Here is an 18,270-nt window from a genome sequence, read left to right on the forward strand (position 1 = left end):
TTAGAGAAGCTTTCCAATTTAGAAGACTTCCCAAGAGGAAGTGATAATTATTAGGGGGGATTAAAATGTTGAAATATTTAGTGTTGCCACCGCTTGTGTTGGCAGCCGGTTGTGCATCTGTTAACGGAATTTCATCCAGTTATGTTGGTCAAGGTATTAAGCCGAGTGCTGCGAAATTTATTGCTGATGATTTTGTTAAAACTATCAAATATTTACCACCAGCAACAACGACGCTTATTATAAAGAAAAACAATCCAGCAGATAACTTTACCCCCTTATTTGTCGATCTATTGCGGCGGAAAGGATACCATGTGATCTATACGGATCAACCCAAACAACAAAAAAACATGGGTATAATTTTAACTTACACGCTAACACCACAGAATGATGGACGTATATTTTCTGTTCTTTATTATGTGGAAGACGAAACAGACCATTATTATACACGTATGTATGATAATAAATAAATCCCCTCTTCGAGGTGCAAGTTTTATTTATTTGAGACAGTAAAACTTAAAAACTGTTTTTAAAGAATAGAGATTTGCACCTCAAAAAGCTCTTCTTTTCTAGACAAACCGTTTGAGTTTTATTGGTCACTGCTCAAAAGACTTTATTCCTTAAAATGACTTTATGGACTAAGAAGGTTTTTTGATCACCTACGCTAACAACCCATGGGGCTGGTAAAGCCCCAAAGCCCCGATAGATGAATTTGCCCCGCTTTGCAAATGTCTTAAAATTCCGGGAGATTTTGCTATGTCCAGGTGCTTTTAGCACTAAAAGCAAAATGCTGATCGAGGTCAGTTCTTTCAACTCCCGGAATACCAATGCGAGGGCGCTCGCACCCGGTGGGGGAATGAAATGCAAGGCAAAGACCTTCTTAACGACATTTTTATCGGCAAAAAAATCCGTTTTAGGCGAAAAATGTTGAAAATGTCTCAGAAAAAACTAGGAAATCACTTAGGGTTAAGCGCACAACAAATTCAAAAATATGAAACGGGCCTCAATCGTGTAAGCGCCGGACGCTTAAAAGAAATTGCTGAGAAGCTCAATGTGCCCCTGTCCTTTTTTTATGCAGATCTCTTAACAAAGCAAGAGCCCCCATACCATCATGATGAAATCATCTCGAGCAAAGAGGAATACTTGCTTTTAAAAAGCTTCAGAGTGCTGAACTCCGTAAAGCAAAGAGCAATTTTACAACTCATCTCTGATCAGAAATAAAATCTTTAAAATCATGAGAAGCCTCTCTCTCTTCATAAGCATTCAATGAAAAAATGAGTACATTGAATGGAGCAGACAAATAATTCCAAACAAGACTTGATCAAAAATTGGCCACAAAAACAAAGCTTCTTTTGAAAAATGATAAAAAGCCTTTCATCTTTTTCAGTGGTTAAAACCATCCGTCCTTTTTTACAACCATCCATCCTTTTCAGTAGATTTTGAATTTATGGCAAAAATACCTATATATGCTGGTAAAGACCACCTCCACGCGCGCAATGCGTACAGGGTGAGCAGAAAGAATGGAAAACCCAGCATTTTTCAAGCAAGAAGTGATTTTACCAAGCAGAAAACCATTTCACTAAGCGCAAAGCAAACTTACAACTTTCAACCAACGATTAAACAACCTATAAATTTATCGCCATTATTGATCGCCATTGCAGATATCCCCTTTACCCACAAGAATCCTTTGACAACACTTGATAAGATGAAAAAAAAATGTAAAAACTTTTCTCTATTGCTGGAGAGAGCATTAATGATAAAGCAAGGCATAATAAAAAGAAGCGCTACGCTGTCCATTCTGAGTGTGATGTGCTTTGCAACCATTGTTGAAAGTTCCGCTGTCATTGCTGAAGAATCCTCAGAGCTTGAACGTTCTTTCAATACCATTCAAGAAGCGACAAACAAAGACCAAGCTTTCCAGCCCTTACAAGCAGGACAATATGATCAAGCCTACGACTATTACGTTCAAGGCTATTATTTAAAAGCTTTTCGTGAAGCATTAAGACGTGCAGAAAAAAATGATCCTTTTGCCCAAACACTTCTTGCCCGAATTTATATGGAAGGATGTGCCATTCCTGTTGATGGAGCGCGTGCTGCTTTGTGGTTTGGACGTGCCGCAAAACAAGGCGAACCACAAGCGCAATTACGCTACGGCCTTATGTTATTTGATGGCAATTTCACTACACAAAATCAAGAGCTTGGAGAAAAATTCATTAAAAAAGCTGTAGAGGCCGGTGTAAAAGAAGCCTATTATTATTATGGGCAATTGCTTCTTTACAAAGCCTCGCGTGAAAAGCAGGTTCTTGCAGGTGTCTCTTCACAAAGCCGCGAAGATGAAGCAAATGAGCAAGCATTAAAATGGTTTTTAAAAGGTGCCGCCCTTGGTGATGCTGAAGCTGCCTTTGCGGCAGCAAAAATTCTTGCCTCTGGAACGTTAACACGGCCAAGGGATGACCGTAATGCACGAAAACTCATGGAAACAGCAGCTCAAAACAAACACACACCAGCACAGCTTCTGTTAGCCAAATGGCTTATAGAAGGGCGTGGAGGAGAAACAGACTTTCAACGCGCTTTTCAATTACTTCTAAGCAATGCCAACAATATGGTCCCATCAGCACAAATTTCCCTTGCCAGACTCTACCGAGATGGGATGGGCACAAAAGGCGATATGATAATGGCGGCGGCATGGTATATGGTTGCAAAACAAGCGAAAATGCAAGCACCTGATCTTGAAATAATGCTTGAAGGAATGAACGATGCACAATTGGAAAAAGCACACAAAGAAGCCATAAAGCTCCTACCCATTTTTTAAAAAACACTTGAAAACAATGCTCTTCTTTCCTTCAAAGAGAGAGAGAATGCGGCAAAAATTTCCTCAAATCTCTAAGAATTTGTATCAAAATCCCCAAAAAATTTTGTGCAATTTTTTAAAGGACTTGCGTCTGAGCACTTTTTATGGTCTTGCAAAGAGCTGGAAAGCAAGAATTCATAAAGGTCTTTTTGGTACGCTCTCAGCTTTTCTTTCTATAAAGATCATGCAAAAGCCTACCGCGAGAGCAATGAAAGAGTGTACCACAAAGACTTTCAGAGAACCTACCGCAAGGACAAAAGGGGATCTTATCACAAAAACGACAAAAGAGCTCACTGTCAAAACAACAAGAAGCATTGGTTTAAAGACAAAAAGAGAGCTCTAAGCAAGAGAATTGGATAGAAACAATGAAAATTAATGGCAACGAAATTCGCCCTGGCAATGTAATTGAGCATCAAGGAAGCTTATGGGTTGCAGTTAAATGCAATGCTGTAAAACCAGGAAAAGGTGGTGCATTTAATCAAGTTGAAATGAAAAATTTGATCGATGGCACAAAACTCAATGAACGCTTTCGTGCCGCCGAAACGGTTGAACGGGTGCGTCTTGAACAAAAGGATTTTACTTTCCTTTATGAACAAGGGGATGCTTTGGTTTTTATGGATTCCCAATCTTACGAACAACTTGAACTGCAAAAAGATTTTGTTGGCGAGCGTGCCGCTTTTCTACAAGATGGCATGACTGTCACCGTTGAGCTTTATCAAGAAAAGCCTATTGGCATATCGCTTCCTGATCAAGTCACCGTGACAATAGCAGAAGCAGATCCAGCCATTAAAGGGCAAACAGTCACCTCCTCTTATAAGCCTGCTGTTCTTGAAAATGGCATGCGGATTCTTGTGCCACCTTTTATTAATGCCGGCGAACGTATCATTGTTGACACCAATGAATTGATTTATTTGCGTCGTGCAAATGAAAAATAAGCAATAAAGGAAGAAAAGATGGCCCATTCTGCAGTCATGAATGTCATGGTGCAAGCCGCAATGAAAGCTGGACGCTCATTGGTGCGTGATTATGGTGAAGTACAAAATTTACAAGTGTCTTTGAAAGGACCAGCAGATTACGTAAGCCAAGCCGATCGTAAAGCTGAAAAAATTATTTTCAATGAATTGAGCAAAGCACGGCCAACCTTTGGCTTCCTGATGGAAGAATCTGAAGAAATCATTGGCGAAGATTCACAACACCGTTTCATTATTGACCCCTTAGATGGCACGACAAATTTTCTCCACGGTATTCCTTTTTTTGCTGTTTCCATTGCCTTAGAAAGTCAAGGAAAAATCGTTGCTGGTGTTATTTACAATCCTGTCAGTGATGAGCTTTTCACCGCTGAACGCGGGAGTGGTGCTTTTTTTAACGACCGGCGCTGTCGCGTTTCGGCACGCAAGAAATTAGAAGATTGCGTTATTGCCACAGGCATGCCCCATTTGGGCCGGTCCGATCACGGAGCCTATCTGATTGAATTGCGCAATGTAATGGCAGAAGTTGCGGGACTTCGTCGTTTTGGAGCCGCAGCTCTTGATTTAGCGTATGTTGCTGCTGGAAGAACCGATGGATTTTGGGAAGACAATCTACAAATTTGGGATATGGCTGCTGGAATACTGATGGTGCGTGAAGCCGGTGGTTTTGTCACCGACAAAGAAGGGGGCGACGCTATCTTTCGCAAAAAAAATATCATCGCCGGCAATGAACGCATTCGCACCAAATTAGAAGAAACACTCAAAAAAGGCATTTAAACCGCAAAACAATATTCTTAAAAGCCCTCTTTGAGGACAACACCCTCAACCAAAACCCGCAAGAATAAGCCTATTATGCTTTCACTCTTCGAGCATGCGTAAAAATATCACCACAAACAATAAATGCAGTCATCTTCAATGAAAAAAACACCTTCATAAAAGCATTTCTCTCTCAGCTATTGGAGTCCTCCCCATCATAGCCATAACATTCTTTTTTCCATTTCAGTCCAAACAGTTTGACACAAAGGATTTAAAAGAATTTCCTCCCCATCAGATAAAACTGTGTTTGAAGCAACCAAGCACTCTGCCTCTATGCATCCTCTTTATGCTCCACAAAACACCCTCTTGTAATAGAAAATTCCATTACGTACATTTTACAACTTCACTGACATTTTCCTCTCAGTGCTACTCACAATTTTTCATAAAAACACGTCGCAAACACCCCAAAAAACTTATAGAGCCCTTCCCCACAGCATAATCATTCAAAGATACCCTATCAAATACTCTCGGGATTCGTGATAATGAAAATTTTCATTTTCAAGAATTGCCTTTTTCATGGCTCCATCAAACTGCTCTTGCTCTTTTTTGATAACCTCTTCCAGTGCCTTTACCTTCTCATCACCGAAAATAGTGTGTAATTTTTCTTTTGAATTTCCCATTCCTACAAGCATCTTCCAAAAAATTAACCGATTACCACATTTCTTATTCACCACCTTCATCCACTCTTTGACGCCTAATTTATAAGCTTCTTCAAATGTTGGAATCTCCTGATCAATGCAAAGTCCTTTTTTCTCTTCTTTATCTTTCTCTTGATACTCATTGAATTTGTATTCAACTGTGCCATAACGATAATCACAATCAAAGGCGATATAACCCTCTTTTACCGCATCAATCAGCCTCTTATAATAAATAAAAGTTTCTCTCGCCGCTTTATAATCACTGGAAATATCGTACAATAATGACAAAAGTTCCATTTTACAAATGCACAGTCTTTCGCACTGATCCGGCATAGAATACATAGAACGAAAGCTTTCCATAATCTCTTTTAGCGCTTTATATTCTGTATCTTTAGGTATATCTTCAAAATAGATTTCCAGAGAAGCTAAATCAGCATAATGCTCTGAAGCCTTCTCTCTTTGTTGCTTTTCGTACAACGCTGTAATCATACCATCAACTGTATATAACCACCAGTGCAACAACAACATCGTAGGCTTATGCCGTTCTTTTTTTGTAAGGGGATCTATAAATTTTTCAACAATGACCCCATTTTCTTTCATCAATCGCACAACTTTATAATAGGTTTTCTTAAAAATTGGGCGCATCATTAATTCATTTATTCTTTCCATATGCTCAGCAGTCAGTTCTGTTTTCAACGCCTGTTCATAAAGAAAAAATGTATCTGCATATCCTTTCCCACAGATATCCTGTATCAAAGGATGTTGATGACCACTCACTTTAGAAAAATGCCCAGGTTTTTTTATCTCAACTACACCCCTTTCCCACTGTTTCACGCCCCAATCCCATTGTTTAATCCATTTCTTTGGTACCCTTTTGGCTTTTTCATAAAGCCTTTCTTCCCATTGCTTAATAAGATTTTTATAGATCTCACACTCGCAATTTTTGAGTCTTTCGAATTTCTCAAATTGCTCACTTAATTGCTTGTTATGATAATTTGCGAATGCTAACTGTAAATTCTCTATAAAAAATGCTATAATCGTTACACCTAACAAAATCTCCATTGAGACTTCAAAATACCAAAGCACACCGATGATAATAGCAAATGAAATCGTATCTCCAACTCCTAAATCCGAACTTTTTTCTATCCCCTTACAAATGAGATAAATTATGTACCCCGCTATGAATAATCCCGCTATGAGTATAATAGCACCGTTCATTGTTTTTGCCTGCTTTTTCGTAAGTCAATCATTGGTAGAGTTGTTTAATTGATTTCTTACTATTTTATCAATATGTATTATTCATAATTTCAAAAATCTAAATATTCCATATAATAAATTCGCTATACAAAATATAGATTTTTATATTGGTAGATGTAAAACAAAATGTATTTAATAATACCACTGGATAAGTTGAATATATTTCAAGAAGATGCCCTAAGCTTCTCAACTCCAGCAAAGGTGTATTCTGTCATCAAAAGATGCATTACAACAGAAAAACCAACCCCACAAAAAACTGAAAGAGGACGTGCAATGAGCTAGCAACACAATGAAAAGATTAATCTTAATGAGAGGGCTTATTCGTGTGCAAATTGCAGTTTCGCTAGGTGCGCATAGACCCCATTTTTTGCAACAAGTTGTGTATGTGTCCCTTCTTCAACGATCACACCCTTATCCATCACCAAGATGCGATCTGCTTTCAAAATCGTTGCTAAGCGGTGTGCAATGACCAAGGTTGTACGATTTTGCATCAATCCCTCTAAAGCTTCTTGTACCAATTTTTCACTATTGGCATCTAAAGCTGAAGTTGCTTCATCTAGCAGCAACAGGGGTGCGTTTCTTAAAATCGCCCGAGCAATACCAATACGTTGTTTTTGCCCACCAGAAAGCATAATACCGCGCTCTCCCACTTGGGTATCAAAACCTTTTTGTAACGCTTCAATAAACTCGAGTGCATTGGCAGCTTTAGCAGCAGCAATAATTTGCTCTTCATGGATATTTTCAGTACCAAAAGCAATATTATCGCGCAATGTGCCGTCAAAAATAGCAACCTCCTGCGGAACATAAGAAATTGAGCTTCGTAAATCTTGAAGAGAAAGGTGGTTTATGTCCACACCATCAAAGCGGATTTTTCCGTTTATTGGATCATAAAAACGAAGGATTAAAGAAAAAAGTGTGCTTTTACCCGCCCCAGAAGCACCAACAAAAGCAACCGTTTCTCCCGCTTTGATAGAAAAGGAAAGAGAGCGCAAAATCTTTTCCTGTGGTCTAGAAAAATAACTAAAATCCACTTGATCAAAAACAACTGCTCCTTGCACAGGCTGTGCCAATGGTAGCGGAACTTTTGGCGTTGCAATGGTGGGCTGTTCTGCTAACAATTCAGCAAGCCGTTCAGCAGCCCCTGCCGCTTGTATGAGTTCTGCGCCCAATTCCGATAATTGTGCAAAAGTAGTCGCTCCAAAAACGGCATAGAGAACAAATTGACCTAAAGTTCCTGCCGTCATGACACCATTCAAAACATCTCGTGAGCCAATCCATAAAACAGCAACCACACTGCTAAAAACCAGAAAAATCGCAAAACCAGTAAAAAAGGAACGCAAGATTACAGAAGCCCGTGCTGTCTGAAAAGCACGTTCAATCAACTTTGAAAAACGTGTCGCAACGAGTTTCTCAGCAGTAAAGGACTGTACAGTACGAATAGCACTGATCTGTTCCGTTGCCAAAGCATTAGCATCAGCGACACGATCTTGCGCCGCACGTGTGCGTGTACGAACTTTGCGCCCAAAAACAACCAATGGAATAGCAACAAAGGGAATAGCAAGCAGCACCAGCGCCGATAATTTAGCATTGGTGATCACCATCATCACGATTGCGCCGATTATCACAATCAGATGGCGTAAAGCGGTAGAAGCAGTTGAGCCAACGGCTAATTTTATTTGCGTTGTATCGGTAAGCAGCCTTGAAACAAGTTCACCAGAATGAGATTGATCAAAAAAATCAGAGGAAAGTTTCATAATATGGACAAAAACATCACGCCGTAAATCGGCAACAATGCGTTCTCCCAAGGTGATGACACAATAATAGCGGCAAGCAGAAGCAAGTGCCAGAATCAAAGCTAAGACAAATAAAATAAAAAAATAAAAATTGATATGACCATGGCTTGAAGTAGAAAAACCATGATCAAACATTTTTCCGATAGAAACAGGCAAGGCTAATGTGACAAGAGCAGCAACCGTCAAAGCAAGAAAAGCAAAGATAAACAACCAACGATAGCGCACAAAATAAGGACTAAACGTTGCAAGCGAAGACAATGAAGGCTTCGATGTGGAGGGTTTTACAGATTTTTCTGAATGATTGAAAAAATTCATAGGATTTCGCTCACTTAATAACGTTATCTATAACACTTGATGCAATGGATGTATCTTGAACACTTGTTTTTTGATGCGTGCTCAGTTATAGGAGAAGTACTTAATCAACTTATCAAAAAGAAAATAGAAACGCACTTAAAAAGTGAAAAAGTGCCATTTCATTTTATAAACGTAAAAGGTTTGCCCCATGAAAACGAACATTCATCCAGACTATCACAGGATTACCGTTGTTATGACGGATGGCACCCAATATACGACACGCTCCACTTGGGGAAAAGAAGGTGATGTCCTTAATCTCGATATTGATCCAAGAACCCATCCCGCTTGGACAGGTGGATCTCAAACCCTCGTAGACCGCGGTGGTCGTGTCTCTAAATTCAAAAATCGTTTCGGCAGTCTTGGCTTATAAAAGCCTTCGTTTGATTGTGAACGATTCAAAAACTTTCTTAGGGTGCTTGGTTCTTTAAAGGGTTAAGTCTGTTATAAACTTCGAGAAGAATGTATTTCTAGAACTTTTACAGTTAACAGTTTATTAAAAGCTCTCTCAAGAGACAAAAAGCTAATGAGAGTAGTATAAACCGCAACGATGCGAAAAGCAAAAAGCCCCCTCAAAATATGAGAGAACAATGCACCCACAAAAAGATCTCAACCCCTCAGAGATCGCGGTGGGTGGCTCTCTCCAGCCAAAAATCGTTTAGGTTTCTTAGCATATATTGGTATTGACCCTGTAAATATTTTCTTTTCATTAAAAGACCCCAAAACGCGCAGAGAACAATTGCTCATAGCAAGAAGCCAGTCCATTTTTAACCATGAAAAGAATGTTAAAAAAGAAAGATTGTTTTATACAATCTTCCAAAGGGGAAAAGCAATGATATCAATCACCTTTTCTCTTGATAGCCATAAGAACTTTTCATGCCCTTTTAAATGGGTACAAGATATTAATTTATAACGATAATTCATCATTTTACCTGTTGAACGAGACCCCCGAATATTGTAAGATTCTCTCATCTCAAATCATTTCATTTTATATCAATTAAAGTCACTTACTTGCACACCATAAGCGGGGTATCGTGTGGGTAAAAAACTCTAAAGAAAGAAGTAAAAATGCCTCTTATGAATCGTCGCAAAGGCTGTCGCAACATTGGGGGCTAGTAAAGAATATGATGGGGCTCGGCTTGTACCTTTACAAGTGTAAAGATGGTGGTGCTCTATGGCTTTTACGCTATACCGTTCACGGGCGCTGTCGTGAAATGGGTTTGGCGGCTTTAAGAGATATCTCTTTAAAAAGCCCATGAATGTGCAACACAAGGGTATTCTGTTTTGCATGAGGGTCGTGACTCTATTAAAGAACGTGACAAACAAAAGTGTGAGGCAATGCGTAATCTCCATTATCTAAAAGATATCGCTTTAGATACTTTTGAAATTCGTAAATCTGAACTAAAAGGAGATGGTAAAAATGGTAACCGAAACTTTTTAGAAACATGTGACATCCCCCTCCTATAATACCCCATAGTATAATGAAAAAACAAAAATCCTTTAATATCTTTTAGCTTCTTACAGCTTTTGTGTACCTTACGAACGACATAATTTTATAATGAACCAGCTAAAAACATCCGCAAACAATGATCATACATTCTGTACAAATTTCCCTTTACACTCATTAATCAACAGCCTTCAAGATCAGCTTTTAACGGATAAAATTAAAGGGACCGGTCATTCAAAACCATTGAGTGATAGAGCGACATCAAGAGCCCCCTCCATTGTAGTTTTTAAACAGAGAGGATTTAAACTCCTTTTATCATCTCAGCCTTGTAAAAGGCTTTGCCCTTTATCTTTAATCCTATCATTATAATTGTTTCTATTGCATATCATTACGCGATAGAATGAAACTTTATTCCCTATAGAGAAAAATCAGATATTTTTTCTCTATAACGCATTCTCAAAGAGCCCTTGAGCACCATGAGAAGCCCCCTTTATAGCATGATTTCGCAACCCCATAAAAAGGGGATAAGCCGTTTTCTTCTGAAGCAAGGATGTTACCGCACTGTAAGGGGTTCCTTAATCTTCAAAGCCATAGCCTATTAATCACTTCATGAAGCATCGATCTGAGAGCATCACTTTAGTGAACATTCATAAACTTTTGAAAAGTAAAAAGCCTCTCATTTTTAATAAAGCCACGTGCAAACGAAAGTAAGCTCCTCAATTTAGTCAAAGAGTTTAAGCTCATATCCAGGCGGTACTAAACGGAGTAAGAGAGCGTCATACCCCCAACTCGCATACATGCAGAAAACAGACATAACGCCTTCGCCAATCGCTGTTATTAATGTAAGCGATATACCGGCATGATCTGCTGTTGCGTCACGGCGTTCTAAGTAATATCCAAAAATAAAAAATAAGCACGTCAAAAAAAAACCACCCGCAAAGAAATTTAGTGCAGCATGAATTGGTCCACGAAATAATAACATGATAAAAAAAATGATAAAAAGCAGTTGTCTTAAGAGAAAAGCTAATATTCTCCGTATTATTTTAAATATCCACACTAATATTATACGCATTATCTTGAGCGTTTTTCGCATTATTTTTAAAAAAAGGCTCTGTTTTGCGTCTGGATTTTTTTCTTCGCTGTTTATCTTCTCAGCAGATATACCGTTCACAGCCCCCCCATTTTCAAGATACAATCCTATAAAATGAGTTATTGATAATGATAGCACCACAAAAGGCAAGAAAACTTTATAAATTTTCACTAAAAAACTGTAATCGAATGACTCGTTCTGATGATCAGCAATGGTAGCATAAAGAAGAAAAAGACCATAAGAGCAAATTTTTCAAGATGATAATAACTTCTAGATCTCCCCTTAAAAAGCAATAACGCGCCTCACGGAACAATCCCCCACCGATGGCAACAGCTCTCGCTATTCAGACGTTTCATAAGAAGCATTTTTACTCTTTTCTTTAGAGTTTTTTATCCACACGGAAACCCCACTTGTAACGGACAAGGGAAGAATTTGCTTTGATTCATCATAAATAGGATTGAAATGAGAGAATCTTAGGGTCTTCAGGATTCTAATTCAATAGGAATAACGATATATCATTATAAATCAATACATTGCCATGATGCTGCTCATTGATAAATTGACTTTAAAGAAAACTCTTCCCTTCCCCAATCATATCTCTCGACAGCCCCCATAACGACATTAAAAATGCCTAGAAAAATTCTCTGAGAAAACTTTCAAAATCAACACGTCCCCCATCATTTTTATCATGATGAGGGTCTCATAAATCACGCCCAAATATACAAAGTCCCCCCGCATTCAAGCACAGAACTTATTCTTCAAGCACAAGAGTGCTCATGCTCTTTTGTCCATTGCCCTAAAGCAGCCAAATGGTTCATTCGCGCCCGGTGATAAAAGGCTTTTTGTGCAGCAGCAAGATTTTCAACTTTTCCACCCCATGCCTTTAGGGCAGCAGCTTGCAAAGCCCGTCCATAAGAAAAGGTCAATTTCCAAGGCAACACACCCAAAGCATTCATAGCCGACAAATGCGCCGTTGCTTCCTGATCAGACTGCCCTCCAGAGAGAAAAGCAATTCCTGGAACAGCAGCAGGAACAGTTTGTTTAAGAACCTGCACCGTTTTTTCCGCTACTTCTTCAATAGAAGCATGGCGTGCCTCTTTTCCATCAATCACCATATTGGGTTTTAAAATCATACCCTCCAAGACAACCCGTGCCTCAAACAATTCTTTAAACACCGCCTGTAAGACAGCATGTGTTACCTCAAAGCAGCGCGCAATAGAATGCTGACATGAGACCCCATCCATCAGTACTTCCGGTTCAACGATCGGCACAAGTCCGGCTTCCTGACACAAAGCAGCATAGCGCGCGAGAGCTTGTGCATTTTGCCTTATTGCCCCTCTTGTTGGCAGTGTATGTGCATCAATTGCAATGACCGCCCGCCATTTAGCAAAACGTGCTCCTAAGGCATAATAGTCTTTTAAACGCTCACGCAGACCATCCAATCCTTCTGTAATTGTTTCGTGAGGAAAAGCTGCCAAGGGTTTCGCCCCACTATCAACCTTAATACCGGGTAGAGCACCTGCCTCACAAATAAGATCTGTCAACATTTGCCCAGACGATGCTTTTTGACGAATGGTTTCATCAAATAAGATAACACCAGAGATCGCGCTTTCCATGGCTTCTTTTGCGCTAAAAAGCATCTCACGATAAGCACGACGATTATCCTCATTGGATTCAACACCAATGCTTGCAAAACGCTTTCCAATTGTTGCCGTACTTTCATCGGCAGCCAAAATCCCCTTACCCGTACTCACCAGAGCAAGTGCGATATCTTCAAGACGTTCCTTCATAAAACATTCCTCATTCTTCTCTCTTCATTTTCAAAACTGAGCAGCATGACCACTGCTCCTAACCGATATACAATTTAAATTTTTCGTTCACACAACCCCTTTAAGCCTGCATAAGGGCAAGGATACCAGGAAGGATTTTCCCTTCCATCCACTCTAAAAAAGCACCTCCAGCTGTCGAAAGATAAGTAAAATCATCCGCAACACCAGCATGATTGAGTGCAAAAACCGTATCTCCTCCTCCAGCAATGGAAACCAATTTCCCTGCCACACTCCGTTGTGCTGCATGACGTGCAACGGCAATCGTGCCTTGATCAAAGGGGGGCATTTCAAAAACCCCAAGCGGTCCATTCCACACCAAGGTAGCCGCTTCATCAATCACAGCATTGATATGCGCAATGGAACGTGTCCCAATATCGAGAATCATGCCCTCCTCAGGGATATCACTAAGATCATAAAGACGATGTGGCGCATTTTTTTCAAAGCGAAATCCAACGATTGCATCCACGGGAAGTAGAATTGTGCATTGGCATTGTTGTGCTTTTTCAACAATTTTTTTAACCGTTTCCATGAGGGCATGTTCACACAGTGATTTTCCAACATGCACGCCTTGTGCTGCTAAAAAACTGTTGGCCATACCACCACCAATCACCAAATGATTGACCTTTTCCACCAAATGATTAAGGACAAAAAGCTTACTAGAAACCTTTGCGCCTCCAACAAGTGCAACCACTGGACGGGCTGGATGACCAAGGCCTTTTTCTAAAGCCTGCAATTCACTTTGCAAAGAACGTCCTGCATAGGAAGGTAATAAATGCGTTATTCCCTCCACCGAAGCATGGGCACGATGAGAGACTGAAAAAGCATCATTCACATAGAGATCACCATGCTGTGCTAAAGCTTCAGCGAACGAACAATCGTTTTTTTCTTCTCCTGAATAAAAGCGTACATTTTCAAGGAGCAAAATCCCACCATCTTGCAAGGACTCAATTGCCATCTGCGCTGATGGACCAAGACAATCTGAAGCAAAAGCGACCGGCTGACCAATTATTTTCTCCAGCGCTTCGACAACAGGGTATAGAGAGAATTCTGGTTCCACCTTTCCCTTGGGGCGCCCACAATGGGAAAGAAGAATAATCTTAGCACCACGTCTTTGCAATTCAACCAGTGTCTCTTTATGTCGTTTGAGACGTGTCTGATCACAAACCTTCCCCTTAGCCATAGGTACGTTAAAATCGACCCGCACAAGAACGCGTTTCCCAGCGACATCAACATCATCAAGTGTACGAAAATCCATCACAGCTTCCTCTTCACTTATCGTTGTTTCAACCAAAAACGCATCTCTTTAACTTTCTCTCCATTCAATTTTTTTCATCTCCAATCAAAGAAAACTAAAGACATCCCATGCCCCGCACAAGAACACGTTTTCCCACAACATCATCCTCATCAAGTGCACGAAAATCCATCACTGCTTCCTCTCCACTTATCGTTGTTTCAACCAAAAACGCACCGGCTTAACTTTCTCTTCATCCACTTTATTTTATACAAAGGGATTAGCATCTTTTATTTTCTCAAGCTCTACCGCATTCAAGTCTTAACTCTTGCAACCCCTGCTCTTTCATGCAGTTTAAAAAATTACCCATCGCGTGAAAAGATACCACCCTCATCACCTCAGACAACATTTTTTTAACGCACAAAGAATAATCTTTAACGAGGGATAATCTCTCCTGTTTTTTCAAAAAGACTATACTTCAAGACTCTTATAAAATTTTCCTTTTATAAAAAAAGAGGATCTAAAGATCCTCTTATATTGTTTTAGCAAAAGCGACGGCTGTATCACTCATGCGGTTTGAAAACCCCCATTCGTTATCGTACCAAACCAGCACACGACAAAGCTGACCATCAATCACCTTCGTTTGATCATTGTGGAAAATAGCTGAATGTGGATTATGATTAAAATCACAGCTGACAAGCTTTTCCTCTGTCGTGTCTAAAATTCCCTTGAGGGAACCTTGTGCAGCAATGGCAATAGCCGTATTAATTTCTTCAACGGTTGTGGAACGCTTAGCGGTAAATGTCAAATCAACCACGGAAACATTAGGGGTTGGCACACGAATTGACACCCCATCAAGCAACCCTTTTAATTCTGGTAAAACCAGCCCCACAGCTTTGGCAGCCCCTGTTGAGGTAGGGATCATCGAAAGAGCTGCCGCACGGGCACGATAAAGATCACGATGCATTGTATCCAACACAGGTTGATCACCTGTATAAGAATGAATTGTCGTCATAAAGCCCTTTTCAATCCCCACCGTGTTGTGCAAAACTTGCGCAACAGGCGCCAAGCAATTGGTTGTACAAGAAGCATTGGAAACAACGAGGTGCTCTTTCTTCAAAGACTGGTGATTAACGCCATAGACCACGGTAAGATCTGCTCCTTCAGAAGGAGCAGAAACAAGAACACGCTTTGCCCCAGCTTCTAAGTGCGCACTTGCTTTGTCACGTGCGGTAAAAAGCCCTGTACATTCCAAAGCGATATCGATCCCCAGAGCTTTCCAAGGCAATTGTGCTGGATCACGCTCTGCCAACACCTTTATCACACGACCTTCAACATCAAGAGCATCACCAACAACCTTAACGCAACCAGGGAAACGTCCATGCACTGAATCATAGCGCAACAAATGGGCATTGGTTTCCACCGATCCCAAATCATTAATAGCCACAACTTCAATATCTTTTCGGCCACTTTCCACAATGGCACGCAAGATATTACGCCCAATACGACCAAACCCATTAATTGCTACACGAACAGTCATTCCACATTTTCCTTATCGATCTTTTAGTGCAACAAATGGGCATTCTTTCCAATAATCCCAAATGATGAGCAGCCACACCTTCAACATCTTGATCAATCACAAAATCCACAACAATGAGTGTAATATTTTGCACTCACTCTCATCAACCCCATCCATTGCCCTGTGAATCATCCTTTCACATTTTCCTTATCGATCTTTTCAAGCTCTTTTTCAACAGTAGCAACCACATTCTCACAAGTGATATTGAAATGTGCATAAAGCGCATCAATTGTTCCGCTTGCGCCAAAGCCCTCCATACCGATAAACACCCCATCACATCCAATAAAACGGTCCCATCCTTGGCGAACAGCAGCTTCAATGGCAATTTTAACTGGTGCCTCTCCAATAAGAGCATTCTGATAGGAGAGAGATTGCTGAGCAAAGAGTTCAAAACAAGGCACGGAAACAACACGCGTTGGGATTCCTTTTTCTTCTAAGAGAGCATGGGCTTTTACAGCAATTTGTAATTCTGATCCGGAAGCAAACAATGTTACTTTCGCATCATCACTTGCAGTCAACAATTCATAAGCACCAAGCATACAAAGATTTTCTTCTTCATACTCTTGACGCAAGAGGGGTAAATTTTGTCGGCTCAAAGCCAAAGTAGAAGGTGTTTTTCGTGCTTTCAAAGCCAATTGCCAGCATTCCACTGTTTCCATAGCATCAGCAGGGCGGAAAACAAGATGATTAGGCATTGCCCGCAAGGAAGCCAAATGCTCCACGGGTTGATGGGTTGGACCATCCTCACCAAGACCAATGGAATCATGGGTCATGACATAAATGACCCGCAATCCCATCAAAGATGAGAGTCGCATAGCAGGGCGCATATAATCAGAAAAGCATAAAAAGGTTCCACCATAAGGAATAAAGCCCCCATGAAGAGCAAGACCATTCATCACAGCACCCATGGCATGTTCACGAATTCCATAATGGAGATAACGCCCTGAAAAATCTTCAGCAGAAATGCTTTCCATCTGACTTGTCTTTGTATTATTGGACCCTGTTAAATCAGCCGAACCACCAATAGTCTCAGTAACAACCTCATTAATAACTTCAAGAGCCATCTCTGAAGCTTTACGGGTAGCAACAACAGGACGCTCTTCAACGAGTTGCTGTTTATAAGCATCAATAGCCCCATCGAATCCGCTTAACAGATCGCCCCGCATCAACCTTTCAAATTCGAGCCGTTCTTCGACAGGAAGATCGGCAAATTTTTCTTCCCACCTTTGCCGCCTTTTAGCAGCATTAAGACCAGCCAAGCGCCAATTATCGAGAATATCGGCTGGAATAACGAAAGGCTCTGCCTCCCATCCCAAAGCGATACGGGTTTCAGCAATTTCTCGTGCCCCCAACGGAGAACCATGAACTTTACTGGTCCCTGCTTTAGTTGGTGCTCCAAAACCAATGGTTGTTTTACAAGCAATTAAGGTTGGTTTATCAGAATCGCGTGCGGCTTCAAGAGCCCGCGCAATTGCTGCTTGATCATGTCCATCAACTTTGTGTACATTCCACCCAGAAGCTTTAAAACGTGCCATCTGATCTGTACTCTCAGCAAGAGAAATTGCTCCATCGATGGAAATATTATTATCGTCCCACAACACGATAAGCTTATTAAGTTTTAAATGGCCGGCAAGGGAAAGTGCTTCTTGAGAAATCCCTTCCATGAGGCACCCATCACCAACCAACGCATAAGTATAATGGTTGATAAGATCGCCAAAACGTGCATTTTGCAAACGCTCACCAAGTGCCATTCCCACGGCATTTGCCAATCCCTGTCCAAGAGGCCCCGTCGTTGTTTCAACTCCAGCCGCATGCCCATATTCTGGATGCCCAGCAAGCTTTGACCCTAGTTGGCGAAAGTTTTTCAGATCTTCAAGGCAGATATCTTCATAACCAGAAAGATACAGCAAAGCATAAAGTAACATAGAGCCATGGCCAGCAGACAACACGAAACGATCACGGTTTGGCCAATGAGGGTTTTTAGGATCATGAGCAAAGAACTTGGTATAAAGAACGGTAGCAATATCAGCCGCCCCCATTGGCAAACCAGGATGACCAGAATTTGCTTTTTCAATCGCGTCAATTGCAAGAAAACGGATAGCATTGGCCATCTGATTTTGTTGTGCGGTATTTGTCATGAATAATAGACCATTTCCTTAAATAGGTTATATTTTTGCTCTTTTAATTCTCTTAAATTTTTGAGAAAAACTCTTTCTTCTCATCACCAGCTTGAGATTTCTTTATCACTTCAGTGACACGCATAACATTTCTCTCACGCCTCTTGATACCCATATCATTTATGCCAATACTCTCAAAAAATCCAGCTTTTAATTAACAGAACTTCCCTGCTTTGCTTGCTAAAATGTCCTACATATTTAAAAATGAAATTCACGCAAGAGAAGAAAACGAGTGATTCGTTTTTT

13 protein-coding genes and 1 pseudogene are annotated in these 18,270 nt (G+C 40.5%); 7 read left to right on the forward strand and 7 right to left on the reverse strand.

All coding sequences use genetic code 11. The annotated features are described in order from the left end of the window. The first annotated feature begins 65 nt into the window (after positions 1–65). From AC0QT4_RS00265 to AC0QT4_RS00285, 5 genes are all read left to right on the forward strand, one after another. Positions 66–467 carry a hypothetical protein gene (locus AC0QT4_RS00265; protein WP_473199731.1) on the forward strand — a complete coding sequence of 134 codons (402 nt, stop codon included), beginning with the start codon at positions 66–68 and terminating at the stop codon, positions 465–467. A 391-nt stretch (positions 468–858) separates the two neighbouring features. Continuing rightward, a complete protein-coding gene (locus AC0QT4_RS00270; protein ID WP_473199732.1) occupies positions 859–1,218 on the forward strand; it encodes a helix-turn-helix domain-containing protein in 360 nt (119 codons plus the stop codon). A gap of 532 nt (positions 1,219–1,750) precedes the next feature. Then, the gene (locus AC0QT4_RS00275) at positions 1,751–2,809 is read left to right on the forward strand and encodes a tetratricopeptide repeat protein (RefSeq protein ID WP_473200007.1); all 1,059 of its coding nucleotides are present in this window, start codon (positions 1,751–1,753) and stop codon (positions 2,807–2,809) included. A gap of 404 nt (positions 2,810–3,213) precedes the next feature. After that, positions 3,214–3,783 carry an elongation factor P gene (efp, locus tag AC0QT4_RS00280; protein ID WP_241437666.1) on the forward strand — a complete coding sequence of 190 codons (570 nt, stop codon included), beginning with the start codon at positions 3,214–3,216 and terminating at the stop codon, positions 3,781–3,783. A gap of 18 nt (positions 3,784–3,801) precedes the next feature. After that, positions 3,802–4,593: an inositol monophosphatase family protein gene (locus tag AC0QT4_RS00285; protein WP_473199733.1), complete on the forward strand. Its 792-nt coding sequence runs from the start codon at positions 3,802–3,804 to the stop codon at positions 4,591–4,593. 482 nt (positions 4,594–5,075) lie between these two features. Here AC0QT4_RS00285 and AC0QT4_RS00290 read toward each other — a convergent pair whose 3' ends face one another. Continuing rightward, a complete protein-coding gene (locus AC0QT4_RS00290; protein WP_473199734.1) occupies positions 5,076–6,488 on the reverse strand; it encodes a hypothetical protein in 1,413 nt (470 codons plus the stop codon). A 356-nt stretch (positions 6,489–6,844) separates the two neighbouring features. Then, complete coding sequence (locus AC0QT4_RS00295) at positions 6,845–8,635, reverse strand: ABC transporter transmembrane domain-containing protein (RefSeq protein ID WP_473199735.1); 1,791 nt, start codon at positions 8,633–8,635, stop codon at positions 6,845–6,847. A 187-nt stretch (positions 8,636–8,822) separates the two neighbouring features. Here AC0QT4_RS00295 and rpmE point away from each other — a divergent pair, with 187 nt between their 5' ends. Continuing rightward, positions 8,823–9,044 (forward strand): 50S ribosomal protein L31, encoded by a 222-nt coding sequence (gene rpmE / locus AC0QT4_RS00300; RefSeq protein WP_473199736.1) that lies wholly within the window; start codon positions 8,823–8,825, stop codon positions 9,042–9,044. A 695-nt stretch (positions 9,045–9,739) separates the two neighbouring features. Then, a pseudogene (locus tag AC0QT4_RS00305) lies at positions 9,740–10,099 on the forward strand (Arm DNA-binding domain-containing protein); the annotation flags it as partial. Positions 10,100–10,839: 740 nt separating this feature from the next. Here AC0QT4_RS00305 and AC0QT4_RS00310 read toward each other — a convergent pair. From AC0QT4_RS00310 to tkt, 5 genes are all read right to left on the reverse strand, one after another. Further along, positions 10,840–11,379: a hypothetical protein gene (locus tag AC0QT4_RS00310; RefSeq protein ID WP_473199737.1), complete on the reverse strand. Its 540-nt coding sequence runs from the start codon at positions 11,377–11,379 to the stop codon at positions 10,840–10,842. A gap of 587 nt (positions 11,380–11,966) precedes the next feature. Further along, the gene (locus AC0QT4_RS00315) at positions 11,967–12,998 is read right to left on the reverse strand and encodes a class I fructose-bisphosphate aldolase (RefSeq protein WP_473199738.1); all 1,032 of its coding nucleotides are present in this window, start codon (positions 12,996–12,998) and stop codon (positions 11,967–11,969) included. Positions 12,999–13,098: 100 nt separating this feature from the next. Further along, positions 13,099–14,292: a phosphoglycerate kinase gene (locus AC0QT4_RS00320; RefSeq protein WP_473200008.1), complete on the reverse strand. Its 1,194-nt coding sequence runs from the start codon at positions 14,290–14,292 to the stop codon at positions 13,099–13,101. A gap of 508 nt (positions 14,293–14,800) precedes the next feature. Further along, entirely contained in the window at positions 14,801–15,808 is a 1,008-nt protein-coding gene (gap, locus tag AC0QT4_RS00325; RefSeq protein ID WP_473199739.1) for a type I glyceraldehyde-3-phosphate dehydrogenase, read from the reverse strand. Between the two features lie 167 nt (positions 15,809–15,975). Further along, on the reverse strand, positions 15,976–17,985 hold the full coding sequence (tkt, locus tag AC0QT4_RS00330) for a transketolase (protein ID WP_473199740.1): 2,010 nt from the start codon (positions 17,983–17,985) through the stop codon (positions 15,976–15,978). Positions 17,986–18,270 lie beyond the last annotated feature (285 nt).

Source organism: Bartonella sp. EBT8 (genome assembly GCF_055796165.1).

What these genes read in the sequence shown, in the direction of transcription:
- AC0QT4_RS00320 (WP_473200008.1), bottom strand. Translation starts at nt 14,292, where the DNA reads ATGGATTTTCGTACACTTGATGATGTTGATGTCGCTGGGAAACGCGTT.
- efp (WP_241437666.1), top strand. Translation starts at nt 3,214, where the DNA reads ATGAAAATTAATGGCAACGAAATTCGCCCTGGCAATGTAATTGAGCAT.
- AC0QT4_RS00275 (WP_473200007.1), top strand. Translation starts at nt 1,751, where the DNA reads ATGATAAAGCAAGGCATAATAAAAAGAAGCGCTACGCTGTCCATTCTG.
- rpmE (WP_473199736.1), top strand. Translation starts at nt 8,823, where the DNA reads ATGAAAACGAACATTCATCCAGACTATCACAGGATTACCGTTGTTATG.
- AC0QT4_RS00270 (WP_473199732.1), top strand. Translation starts at nt 859, where the DNA reads ATGCAAGGCAAAGACCTTCTTAACGACATTTTTATCGGCAAAAAAATC.
- AC0QT4_RS00285 (WP_473199733.1), top strand. Translation starts at nt 3,802, where the DNA reads ATGGCCCATTCTGCAGTCATGAATGTCATGGTGCAAGCCGCAATGAAA.
- AC0QT4_RS00315 (WP_473199738.1), bottom strand. Translation starts at nt 12,998, where the DNA reads ATGAAGGAACGTCTTGAAGATATCGCACTTGCTCTGGTGAGTACGGGT.
- AC0QT4_RS00265 (WP_473199731.1), top strand. Translation starts at nt 66, where the DNA reads ATGTTGAAATATTTAGTGTTGCCACCGCTTGTGTTGGCAGCCGGTTGT.
- gap (WP_473199739.1), bottom strand. Translation starts at nt 15,808, where the DNA reads ATGACTGTTCGTGTAGCAATTAATGGGTTTGGTCGTATTGGGCGTAAT.
- AC0QT4_RS00290 (WP_473199734.1), bottom strand. Translation starts at nt 6,488, where the DNA reads ATGAACGGTGCTATTATACTCATAGCGGGATTATTCATAGCGGGGTAC.
- tkt (WP_473199740.1), bottom strand. Translation starts at nt 17,985, where the DNA reads ATGACAAATACCGCACAACAAAATCAGATGGCCAATGCTATCCGTTTT.
- AC0QT4_RS00295 (WP_473199735.1), bottom strand. Translation starts at nt 8,635, where the DNA reads ATGAATTTTTTCAATCATTCAGAAAAATCTGTAAAACCCTCCACATCG.